The 27,000-nt window shown below is 65.9% G+C and carries 13 protein-coding genes; 8 read left to right on the forward strand and 5 right to left on the reverse strand.

The annotated features are described in order from the left end of the window. Positions 1–102 precede the first annotated feature (102 nt). The 4 genes from ACFWO8_RS31895 to ACFWO8_RS31910 all read right to left on the reverse strand — a co-directional run bounded on the left by ACFWO8_RS31895 (position 103) and on the right by ACFWO8_RS31910 (position 4,897). Positions 103–1,791, reverse strand: coding sequence for an alkaline phosphatase D family protein (locus ACFWO8_RS31895; protein ID WP_378973334.1), 1,689 nt, complete (start codon positions 1,789–1,791; stop codon positions 103–105). A gap of 139 nt (positions 1,792–1,930) precedes the next feature. Continuing rightward, positions 1,931–2,713 (reverse strand): class I SAM-dependent methyltransferase, encoded by a 783-nt coding sequence (locus ACFWO8_RS31900; protein ID WP_378973340.1) that lies wholly within the window; start codon positions 2,711–2,713, stop codon positions 1,931–1,933. A 181-nt stretch (positions 2,714–2,894) separates the two neighbouring features. Continuing rightward, positions 2,895–3,575: a response regulator gene (locus ACFWO8_RS31905; RefSeq protein WP_378973345.1), complete on the reverse strand. Its 681-nt coding sequence runs from the start codon at positions 3,573–3,575 to the stop codon at positions 2,895–2,897. After that, positions 3,572–4,897: a sensor histidine kinase gene (locus tag ACFWO8_RS31910; protein ID WP_378973352.1), complete on the reverse strand. Its 1,326-nt coding sequence runs from the start codon at positions 4,895–4,897 to the stop codon at positions 3,572–3,574. Before ACFWO8_RS31910 ends, ACFWO8_RS31905 begins: the two co-directional genes overlap by 4 nt. A gap of 215 nt (positions 4,898–5,112) precedes the next feature. Between ACFWO8_RS31910 and ACFWO8_RS31915 the strand changes: the two genes are divergently transcribed. The 6 genes from ACFWO8_RS31915 to ACFWO8_RS31940 all read left to right on the forward strand — a co-directional run bounded on the left by ACFWO8_RS31915 (position 5,113) and on the right by ACFWO8_RS31940 (position 11,679). Then, the gene (locus ACFWO8_RS31915) at positions 5,113–6,579 is read left to right on the forward strand and encodes an MFS transporter (RefSeq protein ID WP_378973359.1); all 1,467 of its coding nucleotides are present in this window, start codon (positions 5,113–5,115) and stop codon (positions 6,577–6,579) included. A gap of 61 nt (positions 6,580–6,640) precedes the next feature. Further along, on the forward strand, positions 6,641–7,837 hold the full coding sequence (locus ACFWO8_RS31920; RefSeq protein WP_378973364.1) for an FAD-dependent monooxygenase: 1,197 nt from the start codon (positions 6,641–6,643) through the stop codon (positions 7,835–7,837). Between the two features lie 192 nt (positions 7,838–8,029). Continuing rightward, positions 8,030–8,833 (forward strand): DUF4239 domain-containing protein, encoded by an 804-nt coding sequence (locus tag ACFWO8_RS31925; RefSeq protein WP_378973368.1) that lies wholly within the window; start codon positions 8,030–8,032, stop codon positions 8,831–8,833. Between the two features lie 80 nt (positions 8,834–8,913). After that, positions 8,914–9,798, forward strand: a complete 885-nt coding sequence (locus ACFWO8_RS31930) for a hypothetical protein (protein WP_378973372.1) — start codon at positions 8,914–8,916, stop codon at positions 9,796–9,798. Between the two features lie 202 nt (positions 9,799–10,000). Continuing rightward, positions 10,001–10,681: an alkylmercury lyase family protein gene (locus ACFWO8_RS31935; protein ID WP_378973378.1), complete on the forward strand. Its 681-nt coding sequence runs from the start codon at positions 10,001–10,003 to the stop codon at positions 10,679–10,681. An 80-nt stretch (positions 10,682–10,761) separates the two neighbouring features. Continuing rightward, entirely contained in the window at positions 10,762–11,679 is a 918-nt protein-coding gene (locus ACFWO8_RS31940; RefSeq protein WP_378973382.1) for an arginase family protein, read from the forward strand. Positions 11,680–11,743: 64 nt separating this feature from the next. On the opposite strand, the gene ACFWO8_RS31945 is transcribed toward ACFWO8_RS31940, so the two are convergent. Beyond that, positions 11,744–12,025, reverse strand: coding sequence for a hypothetical protein (locus ACFWO8_RS31945; RefSeq protein WP_378973385.1), 282 nt, complete (start codon positions 12,023–12,025; stop codon positions 11,744–11,746). Positions 12,026–12,746: 721 nt separating this feature from the next. Between ACFWO8_RS31945 and ACFWO8_RS31950 the strand changes: the two genes are divergently transcribed. Together ACFWO8_RS31950 and ACFWO8_RS31955 are read left to right on the forward strand one after the other, a co-directional pair. Beyond that, positions 12,747–26,294 carry an amino acid adenylation domain-containing protein gene (locus ACFWO8_RS31950; RefSeq protein ID WP_378973392.1) on the forward strand — a complete coding sequence of 4,516 codons (13,548 nt, stop codon included), beginning with the start codon at positions 12,747–12,749 and terminating at the stop codon, positions 26,292–26,294. Beyond that, the gene (locus tag ACFWO8_RS31955) at positions 26,291–26,986 is read left to right on the forward strand and encodes a DUF6875 domain-containing protein (protein WP_378973396.1); all 696 of its coding nucleotides are present in this window, start codon (positions 26,291–26,293) and stop codon (positions 26,984–26,986) included. Before ACFWO8_RS31950 ends, ACFWO8_RS31955 begins: the two co-directional genes overlap by 4 nt. Positions 26,987–27,000: the final 14 nt, after the last annotated feature.

A 27,000-nucleotide genomic window follows, 5' to 3' on the forward strand; every position in this document is an offset into this window, starting at 1 on the left:
CGTTGGGCGCTGATGGTCGTCTGGCTGGGGACGCCACAATTCACGAACACCAGAATCGCGCGGTGCTGGTATTCGCTACCGAGATGGTTACGAGATTCGCGATCAGAACAAGGGCGAGCCGTCCGTCTCGGTCGAGAGCACGACGTCCGCGACCGTCGTCAACTGTGGACGGCCGCCGTCGGTGCTCACCTGCTCCAGCACGAGGCGGCTGGTCCGACCGCGCAGATGCAACGTCGCTATCTGGTTGCCGAAGAAGGGGCCGGTGACCCGACTCCACTCGACCGACACCGGGGGAACGGTGGACACCCGGTCCAGGAGGAAACGCGTCACCCGTTCGGCGGTCCGACTCCACGAGACCCGGAAAATCACCTTCATGGCTGTCGGAATGCGGTTGTGCATCGGCGAACAGGTCAGCTGGTAGACCCGGGACCTCACGTCGTCGGGGAACTGCGCTTGCGCGGCATAAGCGTGGTGAACGTCGCCGGACAGCACGCAGATCGTGGCGGGCGCTCGTCCTCCCGGGCCACTGCACTGTCCGCGCCCGACGCGGGCGACGAGCCGGGCGAGCCGGTCGAATGAATCTCGCAAGGCGGCCCAATGTTCCAGATCGGCTGAGCGTCGCATTCTTTCGGCCCATCCGGTCACACGTCGGCCCCGCACCCCTGAGGCCAAGCGCTCATTCCACGACTCCAGGTCGTGGAGGGCGCGCGGCAGCAGCCACGGGAGCGAGCTCCCCACCAGCAGGTGGTCGTAGTCGCCCTCGGTCTGTCGTTCGATCCACGAGAACTCGGGCTCGGAGACCATCGACCGCGTGCTGCCGCCGAGTATGCGTCCGCACCGTGAATCGATGACGAGCAGCCGGGTGGTGCCGAGATCGCGGCGATACGACCATTGCGTTCCCTTGGCGCCGTCGGCTTCTTCGTCCGCTGCGGATGCGAAATCGCGGAGCAACTCCGCGCAGTCGCCGCCCTCGGATCGGATCCGCTGGTAGAGCTCGTCATCGGCCAGGGCCGCGGGCGAGAGGTTGCCCAGGTGCTGGTAGATCCAGTACGACGACAACGCGCCAACGATGCGTTCCTCCCACCAATCGGTGGCCTCGATCTCGTCCCGCCACGATTTCGAGATGTTCCAGTCGTCGATGACGTCGTGGTCGTCGAAGATCATCGACGACGGAACCGTGGACAGCAGCCAGCGCACCTGCGGGTCGGACCATGACTCGCGATAGAGCCACGTGTACTCCTCGAAGTTGCGGATCTGGGCGCCCGGCGGTTGGTCGAGGTCGTGCAACTCGTCGATGCGACGGAGGATCTCCGGGGACAGCAGCTCATCGGCGTAAACCTGGTCGCCGAGCAGTAACAACGCGTCGGGCAGATCATCGGGTGAGCGTTCCATGACTCGCCGCGCATAGGCGTCGAGAGCGTCGGCGTCGAAGTGGTCGTTGTCCTGGGTCGCCGTCGGTGTGGCGAATCGGCACGAGCCGAAGGCGAGGGTCAGATCGGCGTCGCCGCTGAGCGTGCGGATGACGGACGGGTACGGGGCGTCGGGCAGTGGCCAGACGCGCTCCCCATCGAGACTGACCTCGTACCGCGTGACGGAACCGGCCGCCAGTCCCGCGATCAGGACGAGAGCGTAGTGGTGTCCGGCGATGGTCCAGGTGTGTTCGTGGTGGCCGAGGACCTCGACAGTGCACGGTGCGGACGTCTCGACCCAGACGGTGGCGTCGCCTTCGCCGACGTGACGCAGCAACGGACCCAGAACCAGCTCGGTCCTACTTTCCGGCAGCCGTGCCATCAGTCCAGACTATGCCGCGGACCGGCTGTCGAGCGGGGGCATTCTGCCCCTCACCGAACTGAATCCGGTTCGTGATGATATCCCGGGCTGATCTGCGACTGCGGATCCCGCTCAGTGAGCGAACTGCTGACCGGGTCGCTCAGCGGGCAGGGCCGGCGACGAGCTGGAAAAATCGCGCGGTGTAGCTGTAAGGCGCGCGCGTGGACATCGCCAGTTCGAGCCGTTCGAGCTGGGCGAAGAACATCGGGTCGTCCTTGCGGGTGTCGTCGACGAGCAGGTCGCAGACACTGCGGATTCCGCAGCGTGCCCGCAGATGAAGGCCTGCCTCGGCGAGGTCGTCGATGACGGAATCGGCGTAGCAGGCACGGGTTTCGGTGTCGTAGGTGACCGTGTGGCGAGTCGAGCTGTCGAGCTGTCGTAGCGCTTCCTCGAGGTCGAGGTCGCGCACCGCGGTGAGTAGGGGATCGGCGTCGGCGTTCGGCGCGATCACAGACACCACGCCGTTCGGTGCCACCATCGCGGCCAGCACGGCGATCAGCGTTCTCGGGTCGGGCACGTACTGGATCAGGTTGTGGCAGAGCACCACATCGAACTGGTCGTGTGCGAAATGCCGCGCCAGCTCGTCGACGCCGAGGCGCTGCGTGCTGATCCGGTCGCCGACGCCCTGCTTCGCGGCGAGGGCGCGCGCGTCAGCCAGCGCCGGTTCGGAGATGTCGACGATGGTGACGTGGTGCCCGCGTGCCGCGAGCTCGATGGCGTCGAGGCCGTTGCCGCCGGCGACGTCGAGCACGCGGCTGGCGTGGTGGAGGTGGGGCGTCAGGTTCGCGGCGGCGATGCTGTAGCGGAGCCTGCCCCACGGGGTCGTCTGCCACTGTTGGAAGGTCGTCAGTTTCGCATCGAACACGGTTTCCGAATCAGCCATCGCACCATCACTTTCGGTCCATGAGATCGCTCGATCTGCGCATAGGCTGCACCAGCTCGACGATAGCCAGTTTCGGCGTTCGCGGCACCGACTGCGGTAGGCGAAAGATCGGGAAGCAGGTGGTGGGACCTGTTCTTCGACAGGTCATGTGGCCTCAGCGCTGATCTGCCGGCCTGCGGCGTCAACGCCCAGGATGTGCTCGGTTGACCAGTCCGGTCTGGTGGGCGATGACGACGAGTTGTGCACGATCGCGAGCCTGCAGTTTGTTCATGGCGCGTTGCACATGGGCACGGACGGTGAACGGACTCACGAACAGTTGCTCGGCGATCTCGTTGTTGGACAGTCCTGTTGCGACCAGCATGGTCATTTCGCGTTCTCGCGGTGTGAGGGCGTCGAGTAGCTCGGACGTGTGGTCGGCCGCCTGGTCGGTTGGCGTTGCCAGAAAGCGAGCGATCAAGCTGCGCGTTGCCGCGGGGGACAGGAGGGTTTCTCCGTGGGCGATGGTGCGGACGGCGTCGAGTAGTTCCGCTGCGCCGATGCCCTTGCCGATGAAGCCGCTCGCGCCCGCGCGCAGCGCCTGTGCGACGTAGTCGTCGGTCTCGTAGGTGGTGAGGATCAGGACGCGGCTGTCGTGTAGTTGTGGGTCCGCGCAGATCTGTGCGGTGGCGGTGAGGCCGTCGGCATCGGGCATCCGGATGTCCATGATGACTACATCGGGGTGCAGTTCACGGGTGAGGCTCACCGCTTGTCGGCCATCGGCGGCCTCACCGACCACGCTGATGTCCTCGGCGGTGTCGAGGAGTGTTCGAAACGCTTGGCGCAACAGGGCCTGGTCGTCGGCGAGTAACACTCGAATCGTCACGGGGGACCACCGTTCTCTGCGTCACTGACACGCCCAGCGTCTGAATTGGCGTCGGTTACCGGTTTGTCGACAGCCGCCGCATACTCGGGAGTGAGTGGCAGGTGGGCGGAGACGATGAAGCCACCCGCCGGGCTGTCAGTGGTGAAGAGTTGCCCCCCGATCGCTGTGGCGCGTTCTCGCATACCGATCAGCCCGTAGCCCGATGGCCCGTCCGATCGTGTGAACGCACTCGGCTCGAGCAGTGGTTTCGGTGCGGCCTGCGCGTCCGGCCCGTCGTCGGTGACAGTGATAGAGAGCCGGTTGTGCCTCCAGGACAAGCGGATTCGAGCGCTGCTGGTCCCAGCGTGTTTGTTCACGTTGGTCAGGGCTTCCTGGATGATCCGGTAGGCAGTGAGATCCACGCCAGGAGGTAGCGGTGTTGGCGCGCCTTCGTGGTCCATCGTCACTCGCAGTCCCGCACGGCCGAATGACTCGAAGAGCAGGGGAAGCTGGGACAGGCCGGGCGACGGTTCGGCGGCAGCGTTCGCGTCCCCGGCCTGGCGTAGCAGCCCGACCGTGGCCCTCAGGTCGTCGAGGGCGTTTCTCGTGGTCTCGATAATGTTGTGCAGGTTCGAGCGAGTCTGTTCCGGGTGAGAGTCGAACACGTGCGCGGCAACCACTGCTTGGGCGTTGGCGAGCGTGATCTGGTGGGCGACGACATCGTGGAGCTCGCGCGCGATGCGTACCCGTTCCTCGGCAACGCTATGGCGCGCCTCACTCTCCCGGCTCTTCTCGGCGCGCAGGGCTCGCTCTTCCATGGCTGCCAGGAAGGCCCGTCGGCTCTGCGTCGCGTTACCGAGCGCTGCGGCGATCAGCGGCAGCGCTGCCACGGACAGCAGTCTGCTGCTGTCCTGCCAGGACAAGCCACCGAGAAATGGCGTCACCGCGATCAGCAATGCCACGGCAGGGAGCAGAACCGCGATCGCCACCTTCGGTTCCGTATGCACTGCCAGCGCATAGGCGGCGATCGCGACCGGCACCACGATCAGCGGGGTCAGCAGCAGTCCCGCGGGCGCGGCCAGCATCCCGCACGCCGTGGTTACCGCGACCGCGGCCACAGGCGCCCGGTGCCGCACGAACAGCGCCGCACACGAGACCCCCGCGACAACATAGGTGGCGATCGGTGGCCATCCCAAGGTGTCGTCGAGGTGAAAGATCCCGCCGGATAGGCACAGCAGGAACGCTGTCGCGAGGACCAGCGCCTCGCGCCACGACGTCGGTCGTCGCGCCACCTGGCGAGTGGCCATCACCTGATCGGGGAACGCTGCGGGGTCGCCCAACACCTCGCCCAAGATACGCGTCCGAAGCCTGCCTCAACCGCGAGGCGCTCGACCCAGTACGAACGCACCAGGCGTATGCGGCCGTCTGGTGCAGCAGCACTAGAGGCGATCGGTGACGAGAGACGATGCCCGCCAGAAGGTCCGCTGGAACTGTTGTAGCCAGAACGTCGCCACGGCGCTACCCGGGGCGGATCAGGTCTGGTGAGGAGCCGATTTCGATGCAGCAGAACATAACCGACGGTGCGAACGTCGGCCTTCATTCCAGGTGGAGCTGGCGCCTACTCGGTCTCGTGGCGGTCCTGGCTCTGGTGAACTTCGTGGTGGACTCGGCAATCGGCGCACCGCTGATCGTCCTGCCCGAGATGCTCGACCACTTCGGCACCGACCAGGCGGCATGGCTCAATGCCACCGCGATGCTGGCGGGAGTGATGTGGGCGCCACTGCTCGGGAAGAGCGCCGACATCTACGGCAAACGTCGAGTGCTCGTGTTGGCATTGCTGATCAGTTGCGTGGGTGCGCTGATCTGTGCGGTGGCCCCGACGATGTGGGTCTTCGTTGTGGGACGCATGCTGCAGGGAGCCGCGTTGGCCGCCATGTTCTTGTCGGTCGCGATCGTGCGAACCGTGTGCACGCCACGCCTGGCCATGATCATTGTCGGCATCGTGACCACCGGCACCGCGGTGCTCAATGTCGCCTCCCGGTTTCTCATCGAGAAGCTGGCGACGGAGTTCGGCTTCCAGATCCTGTTCCTCCTCTCCGCGGTGATCGCGGTCGCGATGGCGATCTGCGTGCGTTTCCTGGTTCCCGAATCACTGGTGAAGACACCGGGCCGGCTCGATATCGCGGGTGCTCTCCTGCTCGGGGGTGGCCTGCTCGGTGTGCTCGGCTACATCAGCATGGGTCCCGACCTCGGCTGGTCCGGCGTCGGCCCGCTCGCCCTTCTCTTCGGTGGGTTCGTGGCGTCGGCCAGTTGGTTCAGGGCCTCGAGCCGAAAGCCTGACCCGCTGGTCGACGTCGGAAACCTCGGCAGGCCACTGATTCTCACGCTACTGGTCGTCTTCCTCGGTGCGGGTTCTTACCAGAGCATGCTGCAGCTCATTCCCCTCATCGGTGATATCTCGGCGGACCAGCACTTGGGCTACGGCCTCGCAGATCACGGGTCAGTGGCGCTGCTACTCGCGGCACCGGCCGTCGGAGTCATGCTCGGCGGTCCGGTGGCCGGATGGTTGGGTACGCGGATCGGGCCGGCCCGGACCTTGGCCGGGGCGGTCATGCTCGGAACGGTAGCCACGATCGGGATGTTTCTCGGTACTTCGCAGCTACTCGCAGCGCTGTGCTTCGCGTTCTTGCTCGGTGTCACGGTCGCCGCATTGGGCGCGTCAGGCTTCAACATGGCAGGCAACTTGGCGTCGGCACAACGGCAGGGCATCGTGTCCAGCCTGGTCATGGTGATGGTGTCGACCGGGGCTGTGGTGTTCAACTTCGTCGGCGCGGCTGTCCTCGCATCGACCACGGTCGTCTCAGATGGCGAGACAGTGAACTCAGCTACCGGGGTGTTCAGCTACATCGCGATCGCCACCGCGGCATTCGCGATCGCCGCGATAGTCGTCGCCGTTCTCGTACGAACCATGCGCCCGGAGCGTCAGACGCCCGCGCCGAGACTCGAGCCCGAGATTGTCGGCTGAACCGCGCAACCCGCGAATGAGCCCTTCCCTGGCCAATCCCCTGAGAAGTACAGGAGTTGACATGAATACCGGATCGAGAGGAACCGTCCTGGTTTCCGGCGCGAGCATCGCGGGTCCCGCGTTGGCGTTCTGGCTGCACCAATATGGCTTCACGGTGACAGTGGTCGAGAAGTCCACCGGTGTGCGCGACGGCGGATACCCGATCGACGTGCGTGGCACCGCCGTAGCTGTCGCTCACCGGATGGGCATCCTGCCGCAACTACAGCAAGCCCATATCGACACGCGGCGGGTGACCTTCCTCGATGCCGACGGCAGTCGAGCCGCGGTCGTTCATCCGCAAGCAGTGGTCGGGGGTGTCGACGGACATGACCTCGAGATTCCGCGAGGGGCCCTGACGAACGTGCTCTACGCAGCAGTCCGCAACAACGTGGAGTTCGTCTTCGACGATTCCATCGACGCACTCTCCGAACACGATCACGGTGTCGATGTCACCTTCCGCAGCGGCGCCCAACGCAGTTTCGACCTCGTAGTCGGCGCTGACGGACTGCACTCACGAACCAGGGCACTCGCCTTCGGCCCCGAACAGCACTACCTGCGCTACCTCGGCTACTGCTTCTCGATCTGCGCCATGCCCAATACCTTGGGGCTCTCGCACGAAGCACTCATCTGGAACACCCCGGGACGGGCCGCTGCGCTCTACGCCGTCGGAGACGGTAGCGACGTACACGCTCTGCTGGCCTTCGCCCACTCCGAACCGTCGCACGAAGTCCTTCGCGCCGCCGATACTCACCGTGATCTGATCTCCACCGTCTACGGCGATGACGGATGGGAGATACCGGCCATGGTCGAGGCCATGCACCACACCCCAGATCCCTTCTTCGACACGGTAAGTCAGATCCATATGCCGCAATGGTCCAGAGGGCGTGTGGCACTCGTCGGCGATGCCGCCTACGCGCCGTCGTTCCTGACCGGGCAAGGGTCTGGCCTCGCACTCGTCGGCGCCTACATGCTCGCCGACGCCCTGGCCGCACACGACGATCACACCACCGCCTTCACCGCCTACGAGCGCGCCAGCCGCGGATTCGTCGACCTCAACCAAGCGCAGATCTCCACCGGCGAGGCGGCACTGTTTCCCACCACGGCCGACGCCCTGGAAGCTCGCAACCACAGACTCCGCGGCCTCACCACGTCGCCGCCGACCACAGGGCGGCCGGCCCATACGGCACTCACGTTGCCCGATCCCAGACCGAGGGCCTAGTGCCGCAGTGCCCAGTGCTCGAGGAGGCCGTGAACGTCGACCGGGCACGGAGTTGGCACGGTGGCAGCACCCAAAAGCGACCGCTCGGTTGTAAATCATTGGGGTGGAACGGATTCAGATCGCAATCCATCCGCGCAGCCACCCCGAATACCGTGTGATCGCTTCCACCCCCGGCAGGAACGGAGTCGCGGAATGCTAGGAATTCTGTTGCAGCTGGCGGTATTGGCGCTGTTCGTAGGCGTCGCGATGGGGATCCTCGTGCTGGGGGATCGGGTGCGGCCCGAATCGTGGCGGCACGAAGACGATTCAGGTGCTGGTTCGATGATGCTGGACATGGTCAACATGTTCTTCGCCGCCATCGTGGCGTTCGTGGTGGTGATCCTGTGGCAGCAGTACGACACCTCGCATGCGCACACGGTGGCGGAGGGCAAGGCCCTGGTGAGCGTGTATGAGTCCGCGAACAGCATGCCCGAGCCGGATCGGGAGCAGATCCAAACCCTGGTGACCGCCTACACCCGACAGGTGCTCGACGAGGAGTGGCACGTCATGGACAAACAGCGCCGACTGAGCCCGTCCACGCAGGCGACGCTGGATGATCTGCGGGAGGCGGTGAGTTCCGTGCCTGCCGCCACCGCGGACGCGAAGGCGGCCCAGGACGAGACCGCCACTGCCGTTGCGGCGATCGCCGATGCCCGCTTCGACCGTGGCCTGGACGCCGGTTATCGGTTGCCCTGGTTTCTTTACATCGCCTTGTGGTTCGCCACTGCCATGCTGTTGTTCGGCACCGTCTTCTCCGGTGTTGTGGTCACCAAGCGCAGCATCCTCATGACCGGGTTGTTCGGTCTGGTGATCGGTGCGGTCATTGTGGCTGTCTATCAACTGGATCGGCCGTTCGCCGGCGGGAACCACGTCGCCAAAGACGCCTACGAACTCGCGCTCGCACGCTTCCAGCACCTTGCCGCGGAACCGTCCTCCAGTGGCGATATTCCTCGTTGACCGGGTCGAACAGCGATCAGTACTTGGCTTTCGGAGGCATGATGGGCGGAAAACGAAGAGCAGTACGAGGATTCGCGACGGTGCCGGCGGTTGCAGCGTTGCTCGCCGTCCACTCTCCGCTCGCCGCGGCTGAGTCGGGAATACCGACGATCGACCAGATCATCAGCGGCAGTGCGGCTCCGGGCACCGTGGCCGCCCCGAGCGACGGACCATCCGACGGGCTGGAGCTGGGGCTCGGCACCGGCAGCAGCGCCGCGAATGAACCGGGCTGGTCGTCGGCGCCGACCGGCAGCTCGGCGGGGGTGGTCCCGAACCCGGCGGCCGGGCAAGCTCTCGGCCTCGGCCAGAGTAGACCCAGCGGCATCGATGCCGCCCACGCGATGATCGATGCAACCGCCGTGGATCCCGATCGCGCGCCGGGTACGGCACCGCCGACTACGATCGCCGACCCGGGCACGCTCGGCGGCCTGCTGCTCCTCAACCCCGACCATGTGCTCCCCGCCTGTGTCGGCAGCGCGGCAATCGGCAGCGCCGCGCTGGGGTCTGGCATCGTCACCGGTAGCGGCATGGGCTCGAGCCTGATCGGCCTCGGCTCCAGCGGAAGCGTCGGCTCGGGCTCGGCCGGTGCGGGCAGTGCGGCGGTCGGCAGCGCCGCGACCGGCAGCGCCCTGCTGACCTGCATGCTGTTGCTACCGGTCCCCGGCCTGCCGGAACCCGGTATCCCCCTGATCATTCCACCGACAGCGGTGGCACCGGCCGTGATGCCTATCCCAGTGCGACCGCCCGAGGTGATCCCATCGATCCCCGCAGCGATCCCGCCACAGCCGCCCCTACCGCCCCGGGTCGAGTACGCCGCACCTGTTCAGTCACCACCTTCACCTCCGCTCACCGCGCTGCAGATTATGACGGTCATGATCATCACGATCATCGCAGGCGCGCGTGCTCGCCTGCATGGCCGGAAGTAGCCGCTGAGGAGCGGTCCTTGCACTCAGCCGAGAAACCACAGTTGTCTCCTGTGGTTGTCTCGGTGGATCTTCGGCCTGACCTGTATTCACCGATAGATCGCAGGTCAACAGTATGAATTCTCGAGGGGCCCCGCGAGCGATGTCGTCTGAGTAGCGAGGTTAGGGTCGTGCGACCTCATCGTTGCAGGGCTGGAGGATCGTCATGAACACACCGCAATCGCGCAGAATTCGCGATCTCGTCTACGAGATCTTCGCCGCGCAGGGCCGTGCGCCGTCGGTTGCCGAGCTGGCTCGTCTGACGCAGAGCACCGTCGAATCGGTTCAAGACAATCTCGAGATCCTGGCCGACGCGCATGCACTGGTCTTGGCACCTGACCGCGACGCGGTGCGCATGGCACACCCGTTCACCGCGGCACCGATGGCGTTCGTCGTGACCCCCGCCGACGGGCATGATGATCGGCGCTGGTGGGGTGGATGCGCGTGGGACTCCTTCGGCATCAGCGCGGCTCTGCATCTCGATGTCCGCATCGACACCAATTGCCCCCACTGTGGTGCGGCGATCGCTGTCGTTTCGGGCCCGGAGACCGCACCTCCGGCTGAGCTCGCGGTCCGGTTTCCACGTCCGGCGGCACAATGGTGGGACGACGTCGTCGGCACGTGCACGATGATCCGCATGTTCTGCGACCGTGAACATGCGGATCGCTGGACCGCTGAAAATGCCCCCGGCAGTGGTTATATCGCCGATGCGACGGCGGTGTGGCGACTGGCCGGCCCGTGGTACGGCGACCGCCTACACCCTCAGTTTCAGCCACACAGCCGCGAGCACAATCAGCGTTTGCTCGATGTGTGCGGGCTAACCGGCCAGTTCTGGCAGCTGCCGTAGGGATCTGAACCCAGCGCGCTGTCCACGAGCGGCCCGGGGTGGGATGACATCGGTCCGGTTGAGGTGCGACGATTGCTGTCATGGTTGCGGTGGAGCTGGTTGGGGTTCCCTTCGACGGATACGGCCGGTCGGGCCATCAGGCAGTCGCTGCCGCGGCGTTGCGTGGGTCCGGTCTCGGCGCCGCCTTGGCGGCGTATGAGGTCACCGAGCGTGACGCAATGGTGCTGCCCACGGGGAGCCGCGAGCGGGGAACGCAGACTTCGTTGATCAACGAACCTGCGCTGCTGGCCATGACCGAGGAGGTCGGCTCCCGGGTTACGACAGCGGTGACTGGTGGACGCTTCCCGCTCGTGTACGGCGCAGACTGCTCCACATTGCTCGGCACAATCCCAGCACTTCGTGCTGACGGACCGGTGAGCCTGCTGTTCGTCGACGGGCACGAAGACACGATGCCGTTGGATGTCTCCGAAGACGGTGAGGCCGCAAATACCGAGCTCGGCCTGCTGCTCGGGCTCTCCGGGCAGCTGATGCAAGGTCCCTTGTCCGAGCGACTACCCGCGCTCGGACGCGACGAGCTCGCCGTCCTCGGCCCGCGTGACCGTGGCTGGCGTCAGCAGTTCAACGTCGGCTCGCTACGGGATAGCGGCGTCTGGATGCGCGACTGGCAGGAAGTCGCCGCCGTACCGGAGGACCTCGCGCGCTCGGCGGTGGACCACCTGAAACAGAATGCCCGACGCTGGTGGCTGCACGTCGATCTCGACGTCCTCGACCCCGAACAGTTCCCAGCCCAAGGCTTACCTGACGTCGCCGACGAACCGCACGGCTTGACCTGGGACCAGCTCACCCGCGCACTGACCGCCGCCGTGGCACGCGGCGGATGTATCGGCTGGAGTCTGGCTATCTACGACCCGGACCAGGACCCTGACCGCTCGGACGCTCAGCGGATCGTCCGTCTCGTCGCCGACATAATGACGGCGCTGCCGGCGACCGCACTCTGAGTGCCTGTGGTGGTGGCGCATCGACGGTGAGGCGCACGTCGGTAGCGCGAAGCCCTGAGCGTGATCAGGTAGTTGTGCCGGTGCTGCCGGAAGTCAGGTCTATGACCGCCTGGCAGAGGGGATTGTGGGTCGGGCTGTCCCCGTCGGCGAAGCAGGCGGCGAAGTACAGGAAGCCGAGCGGCCAGGCCAGTAGCATCTCGGCCGATTCCGTCGCGGACCCGGAATCCGCGATCGGTGCGAGGGGGGCAGGCGCGGACGGGGCGGCGAGCGCCGGTCCGAGGGTCGCGCCGACCAGTGCGCCCGAAAGAGCAATGGTGGCAAAGGTTTTGGCGAGCAGATGATTCATGGCTATCTCCTGTGAGATGTGTTCGCCGACTCTAGCTCGAGGATCAACAATTTGAAACACCCGAATTTTACTGCCTGTCGCGCCGGGGCCGAGCTATGAACGCGGCACCGATGACCCCCGCGCGCCTCGGGGATGGGCCCGGCCCCGGGCCTACTGGGGCATGAGAACTATTGCGGTGTGAATTGCGGGTCCGGCTGCGATCGCCTCGAGACAATTGCGGAGTAACAACGATCCATGGGTTTCCCTGCCGGCAAGGCTCGAGGTGGGAAGCTGGAGCTTCGAAGCTGTGTACCTGTCAAGAAAGGTGGTTCTCGATGTCTGATGACTCTGCTCTGCCTCAGGTCGCTTCCTGGCCGCTCACGACGGCAATCGGCGAGCATCGAATGTGTATGCAAGGGGCATGCGCGCTCGGATGACACCGAGTTTCGCCGTCGAAACCACCGGCGGGTAGTCGCGGGTCACCACGACAGCGGAATGGATGCCCGCAAGCGCGTCCCGGCGGGTCACGACCGCCGAACCACCGCAGCTGACCTGGTCCAGGACGACACGCGCCTGGTCCAGCGGATGTCGGCGACGTAGATGGCACAAGCCATGAGTTCCTGTGACCGATAGCCGGCATCGACGTGGGCACCGAAGTCTCGACCGTGATCCCCGTAGAGCTGATTCACGATGTCCCCGCAGTCCGCGCTTTGTCATGAGCATCTCGACCGAAGGGCAATTGATGAATGCATCGGCAACTCCGCTCGGCAACGGCGGCGCTACTAGTCCTCGTGGCACGCGTCCTTTCCCGTTGTCGTCCGGGCAGGCCGATATCTGGGCCGCGCAACGTCTGGCTCCCGACGTGCCATTGGCAGTGGCGCATTATGTCGAAATCCGCGGCGAATTGGATATCGAGTTACTCGACCGGGCGGCTCGCCGGTGCGCGGTCGAGATGGGAAGCCCGCGGCTGCGGATCCTCAGCAGTGCGGATCAGCCAGGACAGGTCGTCGATCCGGATGCGCCGTTCGAGCTCGAGCAGCTGGATTTGCGCGATGTCGACGATCCCCCCACGGCCGCGCACGCGTGGATGCGTGCGGACTCGTGCGCGCCCATCGATATCGGGCGTGATCGGCTCATTCGACTTGTTCTGCTGCGTACCGGCGATGCGGAGATCTTCTGGTACTGCCGCATGCACCACATCGCCATCGACGGCTACGGCGCGACGATGTTGATCGCGCGCACGGCGGAGTTGTACAACGCGGCGCTGGCCGGTATCGAACCTGGTTCCTCGCAGGCGGCCGACCTGTACGACATCTACGAGGCGGAGCTGGCATACCGCCGATCCGAGCACTTCACCGAGGACCAGCGCTACTGGCGAGCCCAATTCCCGGTGCCGCCCATACCTTTCAGCCTCAGTACGCGCACAGCCTCCGCGAGCGCGCATCGCATCGTCGAGTCGGCGGGGCTCGATGAGCCGACACGTGATCTGTGCGACGCGGCCAAGCGGAGTCACGCCGCGTCGCGGCCCGCACTGCTGGTGGCGGCGCTGGCGGGGTATCTGGCCGGGGTCACCGGACGCGGCGAGGTGCTGTTCAGCCTGCCGGTGACGGCGCGCACCACCGGACCGCTGCGCACGTCGGCGGGTTTCGTATCCAACGTGGTGCCGCTGCGGGTGCTCGTCGATGCGGAGGAGTCGGTGCTCGAGCTGGTGGGTCAGGTGCGCGAACAGCTGAGCGACGCCCTGGCCCATCAGCGATACCGGCACGAGGATATTCGGCGCGATCGGGGGGCGATGGCCGGTCGGCGCGGCTTCTACGGCCCGATGATCAACATGATGCTGTTTCCCAACGAGCTCCGGCTCGGTTCGGCGGTCGCAGCGGTGCACGTCCTGTCCACCGGTCCGGTGGAAGACCTGTCCATCAATGTCTACAACGGCCCCGACGGCGGGTTGAAGCTGGACTTCGAGGCCAATCCGAACCGCTACGCAGCCGCTGACGTCGCAATGCACCACCGGCGCTTCCTCGGTTACTTCGCTCGGTTCCTCGCCGCTGGAATAGGCGACGCGGTCGCGACAGTGGCCGTATCCGATGAGGCCGAGCGGCGACAATTGCTGGCAGGCTGGAATGCGACTGCCGTGGACCTGGTGGCGAGCACGCTGCCAGAGCTGTTCGCCGCGCAGGTCGCCCGCACGCCCGACGCGGTAGCGCTGTCATTCGACGGCCTGCGCGTGACGTATGCCGAGCTGGACGTCCAGTCCAATCGCCTCGCGCGGGTGCTCATCGACGCGGGTGCCGGACCGGAGTCGATTGTCGCGCTGGCGATACCGCGCTGCCTGGAACTCGTCGTCGGCATGTACGCGATCGTGAAGACCGGCGCCGCGTACGTCCCCGTGGATCCAGATCATCCGGCCGAACGCACCGAATACGTGTTGGCGGCCGCGAACCCGGTCTGTGCGCTGACAGTGAGCCGACATCCGGTGGAGCTACCGGCGCACTTGCGGCAGCTGGAGATCGACCGGATCGAGCGCGGTGCCGCCGATAGCCCTGCGAGCTCGGCACCCATCACCGACGCTGATCGGCGTCACCGGCTGCGGCCGGATCACCCCGCCTATCTGATCTTCACCTCCGGCTCGACCGGAAAGCCCAACGGCGTCGCCGTCACCCACGCCGCGATCGACAACCGGCTGCGGTGGATGCAGCATCGCTATCGGCTCAGCGCCGACGATGTGGTGGTGCAGAAGTCCCCGACGGGGTTCGACGTGTCGGTATGGGAGTTCTTCTGGCCGTTGCAGGTCGGCGCGCGCCTGGTGCTGGCCGCACCGGGCGGGCATCGCGATCCGGCCTATCTGCGGACATTGTTCGCGCACGAGGGCGTCACCACGGCCCATTTCGTGCCATCGATGCTGGCGGTGTTCGTCGCCGACTGTCCGATCCGTGCGAGTGCGCTGCGGCGTGTGCTGTGCAGCGGTGAGGCGCTGCCCGCGGAGACGGTTCGGCTGGTCCGGGCGGCTTATCCGGGCGTGGAGTTGCACAATCTGTACGGCCCGACCGAGGCAGCGGTGGACGTCACGTCGTGGGAATGCGACAGCGATGCCACAGTGGTGCCGATCGGCGCGCCGGTGTGGAACACCTCGGTGTACGTGCTCGATGCCGAGCTGCGGCCGGTCCCGGTCGGAGCGGCGGGGGAACTCTACTCGGCCGGTGTGCAGTTGGCGCGCGGCTACCTCGGCCGTCCGGCGCTGACGGCGGGCCGGTTCGTGGCCAACCCCTACGGCCCGGGCACGCGGCTCTACCGCACCGGAGACCTGGCTCGGTGGCGCGGCGACGGGAACCTGGAGTACCTGGGCCGCACCGACTTCCAGGTGAAGGTGCGCGGCCTGCGGATCGAACTCGGCGAGATCGAGTCCGCACTGGTGGCGCACGAGCCGATCACTCAGGCGGTCTGCCTCGCCAGGCCGACCGCGCACGGCGGTGACGAATTGGTCGGCTATGTCGTCGCGGCTACGGGACAGACGGTCGATGTCCGTGCGGTGCGGGTGGCGCTGGGACGGACACTTCCGGAGTACATGGTTCCGCGCACTGTCGTGGTGCTCGACGCGATGCCGTTGGGACCCAACGGAAAGATCGACCGTGATGCGCTGCCCGCGCCGCGGTACGAAACGCAAGGCAGCGCCCGAGCTCCGCGCACCGAGGTGGAACACCTGCTGCTGGCGGTGTTCGTCGACGTGCTCGGCCGCGCCGAGGCGAAGCTCGGTATCGATGACGGCTTCTTCGACATGGGTGGCGATTCGCTCCTCGCGGCACGGGCGGTAGCGCGGATCAATGCCGCGCTGCCCCACGCGGGAATCGCGCTGGGTGACCTGTTCGAGGCGGCGACTGTTGCCGACCTGGCCGCCCGGTTGGCCATGAAGTCCACCAACGGCGATGGCCCCGGGGCGCCGCCGTCGTTGCTCTCGTACGCCCGGGCACAGGCGCGGCCGGAGATGTTGCCGCTGTCGTACGCGCAACAGCGGCTGTGGTTTCTGAACCGATTCGATCGTTTCTCGGCGATGTACAACATGCCGCTGGCGATCCGGCTGACCGGTGCGCTCGACCCGACCGTGCTGCACGCGGCGCTCGCCGATGTGGTGCGCAGGCACGAGAGTCTGCGCACCACATTCATCTACTCCGGGGACGCGAACCCTAGCCAGGTCATCGGATCGGCCGAGGACGCGGCGGCGCGGCTGTCGGATGAACTGACGGCGGTCGAGGTAGCGCCGGAGGATATCGACGCACAGCTGGTGGCCGACGCGTCCACCGGCTTCGACCTGGCCGTGGAACCACCGATCCGGGTGGCCCTCTACCGGACGCGACCGAGCGAACACGTCCTGACGGTGGTGTTGCACCACATCGCCTGCGACGGTTGGTCGTTCGAGCCGCTGGCCCGGGATCTGGTAACCGCCTTCGACGCTCGCCGGCGCGGGGTCGCGCCCGATTGGTCGCCACTTCCGGTGCATTACGCGGATTACGCGCTGTGGCAGCGGGACACGCTCGGCAGTGCGGACGAACCCGACAGCGCGATGCGCCGACAACTCGACTACTGGTGCGCCACCCTCGCCGACATACCGGAACAACTCGATCTCCCCACCGACCGTGCACGCCCGAGGGTGCCCTCGCATCGCGGCGGCACGTACGCGTTCGGCATCGATGCCGACACTCGCCGCGGGATGGCTGAGCTGGCCGCCGACAGCGGTGCGAGTGTGTTCATGGTGGCGCACACCGCGCTGGCGATCCTGTTGGCGCGGCTGAGCGCGACCACCGATGTGGTGATCGGTACACCGATCGCGGGCCGCGGCGAGGCAGCACTCGACGAGCTGGTCGGCATGTTCGTGAACACGGTGGTGCTGCGCACCGAGATCGATCCGAGCGCCGGTTTCGATACCGTGCTCGGCCGGATCCGCGACCGTGATCTGGACTCCTTCGCCAATGCGGACATCCCGTTCGAGCGCTTGGTCGAGGAGCTCGATCCGGCGCGCTCCCCGGCACGTCATCCGCTGTTCCAGGTCATGCTGTCGTATCAGCGGACCCCCGATCTCGGCACGGTCGAGCTGCCGGGTCTGCGCGCGACGATCGCGGCGATCAGCACCGGCATCACGAAATACGATCTGCAGCTGACCATCACCGAGACGTCCGGCGCGATGCGAGCGGAATTCGGCTACGCGACTGACCTTTTCGATGACGAGACGGTCGCCGGCTTCGCCCGCCGGTTCACCGCGATCCTGACCGCGGTGATCACGACCCCCGGTCGTGCGGTCGGCGATCTGCCCTTGCTCGACGCGGTCGAGTGGGCTGACCTGTGCCCGGTGGTGTCCGGTCCGGCCGAATCGCCCGCGATATCGGCCGCGCTGTTGACCGCGGCGGTCGAGCGTGACCGAGCTGCGACGGCCGTGCGGTGCCGGGGTATCGATCTGTCCTACGGCGAACTCGACGAGCGATCCAACCGCCTGGCACGGGTGCTGATCGCCGAGGGTGTCGGTGCCGAGCAGGTGGTCGCGGTGGCGCTGCCGCGGTCCATCGAGGCCATCATCTCGATCTGGGCCGTCGCCAAGACCGGCGCGGCCTACCTGCCGATCGACCCGAAGTACCCGGCTGCCCGGATCGAAGCAATGATCGCCGACGCGGGAGTCCGGATCGGTCTGACCGATACCAGCCATCGGGCGGCGCTTCCCGCCGAGGTGCACTGGCTGCCGATCGGCTCATCGCACCTCGAAAAACAGTGCGCCGCAGTGTCGGCCGCAGCGGTCGGAGTCGCGGAACTGACGGCTGCCCCCCAGCTGGACCACCCGGCGTATCTGATCTACACATCGGGATCTACGGGACGCCCGAAGGCAGTGGTGGTGACGCATCGCGGATTGGCCTGTCTGGGAGCCGAACTCGCGCAGCGGTTCCGGCTGGGCGCAGGTACTCGATCGCTGCACTTCTCCTCGCCCAGCTTCGACGCGTCGGTCTTGGAGTTGTTGCCTGCCTTCCTGTCGGGCGCGACGGTGATCATCGTGCCCGGCGACGTGTACGGCGGCGACGAGCTTGCCCGGCTGCTGCGCAGGGAACGGGTGGACTGCGCCTTCATCACCCCGGCGGCGCTGGCGACACTCGACCCGGCCGGGCTCGACAATCTCGGCGTGATTGCCGTCGGCGGCGACGCGTGCGGTCCGGAACTCGTTGCCGCATGGGCGAGTTCGAGCCGTGCCGTGTTCAACGCCTACGGACCGACCGAAACCACCGTCGCGGCCACGGTGAGCGCGCCGATGCGCGCGGGTGAGCAGGTGAGTATCGGCAGCGTGGTGCGCGGCATGCAGATGCTGGTGCTCGATGGCAGGCTGCACCCGGTTCCGGTCGGGGTACCCGGCGAGCTGTATCTGGCCGGGCCCGGGGTGGCCCGCGGGTACCACGGCCGCCCGTCGCTGAGCGCGAGCCGGTTCGTCGCCGATCCCTATGCCCTCCCCGGTGAGCACGGTCTGCGGATGTATCGCACCGGTGACCTGGTACGCCTGGATGTACACCGTACGCTGCGGTTCCTCGGCCGGATCGACGATCAGGTGCAGGTTCGCGGCTACCGCGTCGAAGTACGCGAGATCGACGCGACGCTGCTCACCCACCCATCGGTCACCTTCGCTCGCACCGTGGTCCATCGCGATGACACGGTCGGGCCGAGGCTCGTGTCCTACGTCTCGGTGACATCACCCGTGGCGTCCGGGGAACTGGTTGCGCTGGTGCGCGACTCGCTGCCCGCCTATATGGTGCCCGCCGCGGTGGTTGTACTCGACCACATTCCACTCACCCCGGTGGGCAAGTTGGATCGTGCGGCGTTGCCGGATCCGGTGTTCACCGACAACACCGTATTCCGGGCGCCCGCAACGCCGTTCGAGCACATGATCGCCGACTTGTTCGCCGAGATACTGGGTGCGGAACACGTCGGTGCCGACGATTCGTTCTTCGCTCTCGGTGGCAACAGCCTGGTCGCGACCCGGAGCGCCGCTCGCCTCGGCGCGATGCTCGGCATCGAGGTTCCGGTACGACTGCTGTTCGAAGCACCAACGGTCGCGGCACTGGCAGCGCGTCTCGCGGAGCACACCGGAACAGGACGACTCCGTCCACCGTTGGTCGCCGGACCACGCCCGGAATTCGTCCCCCTGGCACCCGCGCAGCAGCGAATGTGGTTTCTCAACCAGTACGACAAGGACTCGGCGGCTTACAACGTGCCGATCGCGATCCGCCTACACGGCGAGTTGAACGTCGAGGCCCTGCGATCGGCCATCGTCGACGTGCTGTGCCGGCACGAGTCCCTGCGAACCCGATACCCCGAACGTGACGGGGCAATCGTCCAACTGATCGAGCCCGCCGACAAGGTTGACCTCGAGCTGACCCCGACACCAGTTCACGCGAACAAGGTCACCACGGCGGTCACCGAGTTCAGCGCTCAGCATGTCGATGTGACAACTCGGGTGCCGGTACGCATTCGATTATTCCGCGTCGACACCAGCGAGGCACCGGACCACGTGCTGGCCGTCATAGTGCATCACATTGCCGCAGACGGATTTTCGATGACACCACTGGTCCGCGACATGGCCACCGCCTACACCGCCCGCATCCACGGAAAAGCCCCGTCGTGGGCACCACTGCCGATCCAATACGCGGACTACGCACTGTGGCAACGAACCATTCTCGGCTCACCCGAGGATCCGGAATCACTATCTACCGAACAGATCCGATACTGGACCGAAACCCTGGACGGCATGGCCGAAGAACTGTGCCTGCCGACCGACAGACCGCGCCCGGCAGCGGCATCCCATCGAGGCGCCACCACGAGCTATGCACTGGATCCGGAGCTGATTCAGGCGCTGGAAAGAGTTGCGTACCAGGGTAGTGCGTCGTTGTTCATGGTCGTCCACAGCGCGCTGGCGGTGCTGTTCGCTCGATTGAGCCGCACCGGCGATATCGCGATCGGCACGCCCATCGCCGGACGTGGCGCGGCCGCGCTCGACGATGCGGTCGGCATGTTCGTCAATACGCTGGTGCTGCGGACCGACATCGACCTCGGCGAGTCGTTCACCGACCTGCTCGATCGCGTCAGGCAGATCGACCTCGATGCCTTCGCCAACGCGGATGTCCCGTTCGAACAATTGGTGACGACACTGGCCCCCGAACGATCCCGATCCCGCCACCCACTGTTCCAAGTGATGCTGGTATTCCAGAACCTGGATCAGGCGAAACTCGAACTACCGGATCTCGACGCGTCCATCGTCGACCTTCCCGACGAAGTGTCCCGTTTCGACCTGCGGATCGTGCTGTCGGACAACCATGAGAACACCGGCATGACAGCAGCTTTCACCTACGCCACCGACCTGTTCGATACCGCGACGATCGAATCGTTCATACGCCGATGGATCCGGATACTCGAATCGGTCGGCGCCGACCCGACAACACCGGTCGGCGCCATCGAAATACTGGAACCAGCCGAACGAACCGCCCTGCTGTTCCACCCGGAAACACTCGCGACACCACCAGTCGTACTGCCTGATCTGCTGAGTGCCGCGGCCGCCCGGAACCCCGATGCCACCGCCGTCGTATTCGCCGACCAACATCTGACCTACCGAGAACTCGATCAACGATCCAACCAGCTCGCCCGCGTCCTGATCCACCTCGGCGCAGGACCGGAATCATTGGTGGCCATCGCATTACAGCGCTCTATCGACTGCGTGCTCGCGATATGGGCGACGGCCAAATCCGGAGCAGCCTTCCTTCCCCTCGACCCGACCCATCCCGCCGAACGCATCACTGTCCTGCTCGCCGACTCCGGCGCCACCATCGGATTGACACTCGAGGCACACCGCTCCAGGCTTCCGGGCACAACCAGGTGGCTGGTCCTCGACGACGCCGCCCACATCGCTACGGCAGCGTCGGCATCCTCTACGTCGATCACCGACCCCGAACGCATGGCCCCACTGCGCCCGCAACACCCGGCCTACCTCATCTACACCTCCGGCACTACCGGCGTGCCAAAAGGCGTTACCGTGACGCATTCCGGACTTGCCAACCTTGCCACCGCGCACCGGGATGCGCTGCACATCGAATCCGGTTCGCGCGCTGTGCAGTTGGCATCGCCCAGCTTCGACGTTTCGGTGGCGGAGTTGTTGTCGGCGCTGGGTGCGACCATGGTGATCGCACCCAGCGATATCTACGGCGGTGACGAACTCGGCGAACTGCTCGACCGCGAGCGCATCAGCCATCTCCTCATCACGCCTTCGGCGTTGTCCACCATCGACCACACCCGATGGCCGCTAACGGATTTGCGATACCTCGTGGTCGGTGGCGAGGTCAATGGCCCCGAGTTGGTCGAGCGCTGGTGCGGCGGCCGCCGGATGTTCAACGAGTACGGGGCTACCGAGGCCACCGTCGTCGCGACGTTGACCGCCCCATTGGTGGCGGGGGAGCCGGTGACGATCGGCGGCCCGATTCGCGGTGTCTCGGCGTGGGTGTTGGATCAGCGGCTCAACCCTGTCCCAGTGGGTGTGGCGGGGGAGTTGTATATCGCGGGTGCTGTGCTGGCCCGCGGTTACCATCGTCGGGCCGGTCTGACAGCAGGGCGTTTCGTCGCGTGCCCCTGGATGCCCGCCGAGCGGATGTACCGGACCGGGGACGTGGTCCGGTACACACCCGACGCAGCGATGCAGCATCTCGGACGGTCCGATTGCCAAGTGAAGATTCGTGGTCTGCGTATCGAACTCGGCGAGATCGATGCCACGCTCGCCGCGCACGAGACCGTCGGTTTCGCCACCACCATCGGCCACCGCAGCGGTTCCGGGACCGATTCGCTGGTTTCGTATGTCGTTGCCGCGCCTGGTCATTCGATCGATACCGCGGCGCTGACCGAGCACGTCGCCGGTCGGTTGCCTTCCTATGTGGTTCCGTCCGCGATCATGGTTCTCGATCATGTTCCGTTGACACCGGTGGGCAAGCTGGATCGTGCGGCATTGCCGGATCCGATGTTCGCTGACAAGGCCGTGTTCCGAGCACCCGGAACCTCGCTCGAGCACACAATCGCTGACGTGTTCGCCGAAGTACTGGGTGTGGAACGCGTCGGCGTCGAGGATTCATTGTTCGCGCTCGGCGGCAACAGTCTGATCGCGACCAGGATCGCCGCCCGACTCGCAGCGATGGTGGATACCGAGGTCCCGGTGCGACTGCTGTTCGACGCATCAACGGTCGCAGCACTAGCAGCGCGACTCGAGGGGCATGCCGGTACGGGACGGCACCATCGCGCATTGGTCGCCGGACCACGACCGAACCTTGTGCCCCTTGCACCCGCGCAACAGCGCATGTGGTTCCTCAACCGATACGACACGGACTCAGGCGCCTACAACGTGCCGATCGCGATCCGGATACGCGGCGAGTTGAACATCGAGGCGCTCCGGTCGGCCATGGCCGACGTGCTGGATAGGCACGAGTCCCTGCGAACCCGATATCCCGAACACGACGGGATGCTGATCCAGCTGATCGAACCCGTCGACGAGGTCGATCTCGAGCTCACCCCGATGCCCGTTCCGCGAAGCCGGTTGGCCTCGACGATAATCGAGCTGGTCACTCAGGGTTTCGATGTGAGCGCTCAGGTGCCGGTGCGTGCTCGATTGTTCCGCGCCGATACCGGCGAAACGCCCGAGTACGTCCTGGCTGTCGTGGCGCACCACATTGCCGCGGATGGCTTTTCGATGACACCACTGGCCCGCGACATCACCACCGCGTACACCGCCCGCAGCCACGGACAAGCCCCATCGTGGACACCACTACCGATCCAATACGCGGACTACGCAGTGTGGCAACGAAGCACCCTCGGCTCGCCCGAGGATCCGGAATCACTCTCCGCCGAACAGATTCGATACTGGACCGAAACCCTGGACGGCATGGACGAGGAACTGCGCCTACCGACCGACAGGCCCCGGCCGGCAGCGGCATCACATCGAGGCGCCACCATCAACCACACTCTGCATCCCGAGCTGGTGCGGGATCTGGAAATGTTGGCGCACCAATGCAACTCGTCGTTGTTCATGGTCTTCCACAGCGCGTTGGCGGTGCTGTTGGCTCGGTTGTGTGGCGTCGGCGATATCGCGATCGGCACGCCCATCGCCGGACGCGGAGAGGCCGCGCTCGACGATGTCGTCGGCATGTTCGTCAATACGCTGGTGCTGCGGACCGAGATCGACCTCGGCGAGTCGTTCACCGACCTGCTCGACCGCGTCGAACGAGTCGACCTGGATGCCTTCGCCAACGCCGATGTGCCATTCGAGCAACTGGTCGACGTACTGGCTCCGCAACGATGCCCGTCCCGCCACCCGCTGTTCCAGGTGATGTTGGTATTCCAGAACCTCGATCAGGTGAACCTGGAGCTGCCGGGTCTCGACGTGTCGGTCGTGGCGGATCTTCCCGACGAGGTATCGCGATTCGACCTTCAGCTCGTGTTGTCGGGCAACAACGAGCACACCGGTGTGACAGCGTCTTTCACCTACGCCACGGAACTGTTCGACGCCACGACGATCGAGTCGTTCATACACCGATGGATCCGGATACTCGAAGCGGTCACCAGCGACCCGGCACCGCCGGTCGGCGCCATCGAAATACTGCAACCAGCCGAACGAACCGAGCTGATGACTTACCAGGGAGCACCCCCGACAACGCCTGTCGTACTGGCCGATCTGCTGACCGCGGCGGCCGCCCGGAACCCGGATGCCATCGCAGTCGTGTTCGAGAGCCGACACCTGACCTACCGGGAACTCGATGAGCGATCCAACCGGCTGGCCAGGGTCCTGATCGACCTGGGAGCCGGGCCGGAAACCGTTGTCGCGGTCGGCATTCCACGGTCTGTCGACTTCGTGATCGCGATATGGGCGACAGCCAAGACCGGGGCAGCCTTCCTCGCGCTCGACCCGACCCACCCCGCCGAACGCATCAGCCAGACGCTCACCGACTCCGGCGCCACCATCGGACTCGCCGCGACAGTCGCGCGCGCGACAGTGCCCGATCACATCAACTGGTGGACAGTGGACGATCTCGACGACACCACACGCAACGCCGAACCAATCACCGACGACGAACGCACAACCCCACTACAACCACAACACCCGGCCTACCTCATCTACACCTCGGGCTCCACCGGAACTCCGAAAGGCGTTGTCGTCACGCACACCGGGATAGCCGACCTGGCCACCGAGACCAGGGAGCGATTCGGACTCACTCCGACATCTCGGGTGCTGGCCGCCGCCTCGCCTACATTCGACGTTTCGATCCTCGAATGGCTCAGCGCGGCTGCCAGCGGAGCCACCCTTGTTCTCGCCCCGCCATCGATAGTCGCAGGCACCGAACTGGCGGAACTGATTGCCACCGAATACGTCACTCACATCGCGCTTACGCCCACAGTGCTCGCGTCGATGCGCCCTGATGGCCTCGACACCGTCGAGACTGTCGTCCTCGGCGGCGAGACCTGCCCACCAGACCTGGCGGCGCACTGGGCACCGGGTCGGACGGTGGTCAATACCTACGGGGCCACCGAGACCACGATCATGGCCTGCGCCGAGGCCCGCTCGACCACGCCCGGCCGAGAAATCACGATCGGTGGACCGATTCGCGGATTTCGCGCCGTCGTGCTCGACCGCCGACTGCGCCCGGTCCCGCCCGGGGTGGTCGGGGAGCTCTACCTGTCCGGACCCGGCCTGGCCCGCGGCTACCACAAGCAGCCCGTCACCACCGCCGCCCGATTCGTCCCCGATCTATACGGCCAGGCAGGTACCCGGATGTACCGCACCGGCGACCTGGTCACCTGGACCGCTGAACGGACACTGCGGTACAAAGGCCGCAGCGACCTTCAGCTCGCGATCCGCGGTCACCGCGTCGAACCCGGCGATATCGAAACCGCCCTCCGTAGCCATCGCGATATCGCCAATGCCGCCGTCCTCGTCGACACCCGATCCAACGACGCCGACCTACTCGTCGGCTACGTCGTTGCCAATCCCGGCACCACTGTCGACACGACCGCGCTCACCGCCCACCTCACGGCCCATCTGCCCACCCACATGATCCCCACCGTCATCCATATCCTCGAACGGATACCGGTCACTCCGAGCGGCAAACTCGACTACAAAGCCCTACCGGCGCCCGACCCGCAACCCGCCCGGTTCCGGCCGCCGTCCACCGCGCTCGAGGCCACCGTCTGCGCCGCCTTCACCCAGACCCTCGACATCGAACGAGCCGGCGTCGACGACAGCTTCTTCACCCTCGGCGGAAACTCGCTGGCCGCTATCGGATTGGTGGAGCGGCTGCGGGCGTCAACTGGTTCCGACGTCGCGGTCCAGTGGATATTCACCGACTCGACACCGCAATTGCTGGCCCGGCGGATCGACGCCGGCCGCCGGGGCCTCGGCGAGCAGGACCCCGGCGAGGCGCTCTCGATTCTGCTCACGCTGCGTGCGACGGGCACCGGACCCCCACTGTTCTGCGTCCACCCCGCCATCGGATTGGCCTGGGGTTTCAGCGGGTTGGTGCAGCATCTCGACCCCGAACGTCCCGTATACGGGTTGCAATCCCCGACACTGACCGACCCGGCCGCGCGATTCGAGACGCTCGACCAACTCGCCGCCCGCTATGTGCGGGAGATCCGGTCCGTTCAGCCGCGCGGTCCCTACCACCTGCTCGGTTACTCGCTCGGCGGCACCATTGCCCACGCGATCGCCGTCCAACTCCGGCGCGCCGGCGCCCACGTCGCGACCCTGGCGATGATGGACACCCATGTCGTCACCGCCGGCAGTGTCCGCCCGCCCACGCCCGCCATCATGGACATGCTCATCGAGTTCGGCGGCCTCGACGACCCGCAGACTCCCGCCGACCTCACATTCGAGGCCGCGACCGAGCTACTGCACCGGCGCGGCGGACTCTTCACCGTCCTCACACCCGAGCATCTCGCGATCCTGCACCGCGATTACACCCGGCTCGTCGATCTCACCTGGAAACACCGATCCGCCCTCTTCGACGGTGACCTGCTCTTGTTCACCGCCGCCGCACAGGAAGGCGAACGCCCTGCCGATACCGCCGCGTTGCGCAACCATATTACCGGCCACATCACCAACCACCACATTCCCACCCGGCACGAGCACATGACCGATCCCGAGGCACTACGCGAGATCGGACTGGCCATCACCGAGCACCTCCATTCCACTCATCGCGGCCGACCTTTCGATCTCACCTCGGCACAGAGGCGGCGATCATGAGCAACGGAATTGTCGGGACACGCTCCGGCATGCGGCCGACCAACCTGTTCTCCACCGATCCGGCAATTCGTGGCGCCGAACATCCCCGCGCCGCCGAATTGCGCCGATGGATTCGCGAATACCTCTGCCGAACCCATCGTGACCTAGGCCGATCCGGCCCGGTCTGCCCCTATATCGGCCGCGGTATCGCACTACAAAACCTCTGGGTCTCATTCGTCGAAGGCCGCCACATCGGCACCCAGTGCATAACCGCAGTCGTCGACGACTTGAACGACCTGTTTTCGACCATGCCACCCCACCGCGAACCCGACAACAAACACAAGGCCATCCTCGCGGTCTTCCCCGACCTCACCGAATACGCAGACCTCGACGCTGTCCAAGACGAGCAGAAATCCCGGTTCGTCGACAATGGGCTGATGCTCGGCCAATTCTATCCGGGCTGCACCGCCGCCGGGCTGCACAATCCGAGATTCCCCGCACTCGATGCGCCCCTGCCCAGCCTCGCCGTGCGCAACATGGTTCCCACCGACTTTCCATTCCTCAATTCCCGCCACGAATGGATCGATACCTACCTCGGACTCTTCGCCCCCACCATCCCCGGCTTCATCAGCAATTCCATCGCCGCCAAGCTCGTCGAGACCCCGGCCACCCGCAACACCTCGGCGGAAAGGATCGACAGCTCCACGTCATAGTCAGGGACGACCAC

Origin of the sequence: Nocardia sp. NPDC058480, assembly GCF_042720495.1 — a bacterium.
Classification (GTDB): domain Bacteria; phylum Actinomycetota; class Actinomycetes; order Mycobacteriales; family Mycobacteriaceae; genus Nocardia.

What these genes read in the sequence shown, in the direction of transcription:
- ACFWO8_RS31895 (WP_378973334.1), bottom strand. Translation starts at nt 1,791, where the DNA reads ATGGCACGGCTGCCGGAAAGTAGGACCGAGCTGGTTCTGGGTCCGTTG.
- ACFWO8_RS31900 (WP_378973340.1), bottom strand. Translation starts at nt 2,713, where the DNA reads ATGGCTGATTCGGAAACCGTGTTCGATGCGAAACTGACGACCTTCCAA.
- ACFWO8_RS31915 (WP_378973359.1), top strand. Translation starts at nt 5,113, where the DNA reads ATGCAGCAGAACATAACCGACGGTGCGAACGTCGGCCTTCATTCCAGG.
- ACFWO8_RS31920 (WP_378973364.1), top strand. Translation starts at nt 6,641, where the DNA reads ATGAATACCGGATCGAGAGGAACCGTCCTGGTTTCCGGCGCGAGCATC.
- ACFWO8_RS31925 (WP_378973368.1), top strand. Translation starts at nt 8,030, where the DNA reads ATGCTAGGAATTCTGTTGCAGCTGGCGGTATTGGCGCTGTTCGTAGGC.
- ACFWO8_RS31935 (WP_378973378.1), top strand. Translation starts at nt 10,001, where the DNA reads ATGAACACACCGCAATCGCGCAGAATTCGCGATCTCGTCTACGAGATC.
- ACFWO8_RS31940 (WP_378973382.1), top strand. Translation starts at nt 10,762, where the DNA reads ATGGTTGCGGTGGAGCTGGTTGGGGTTCCCTTCGACGGATACGGCCGG.
- ACFWO8_RS31945 (WP_378973385.1), bottom strand. Translation starts at nt 12,025, where the DNA reads ATGAATCATCTGCTCGCCAAAACCTTTGCCACCATTGCTCTTTCGGGC.
- ACFWO8_RS31950 (WP_378973392.1), top strand. Translation starts at nt 12,747, where the DNA reads ATGAATGCATCGGCAACTCCGCTCGGCAACGGCGGCGCTACTAGTCCT.
- ACFWO8_RS31955 (WP_378973396.1), top strand. Translation starts at nt 26,291, where the DNA reads ATGAGCAACGGAATTGTCGGGACACGCTCCGGCATGCGGCCGACCAAC.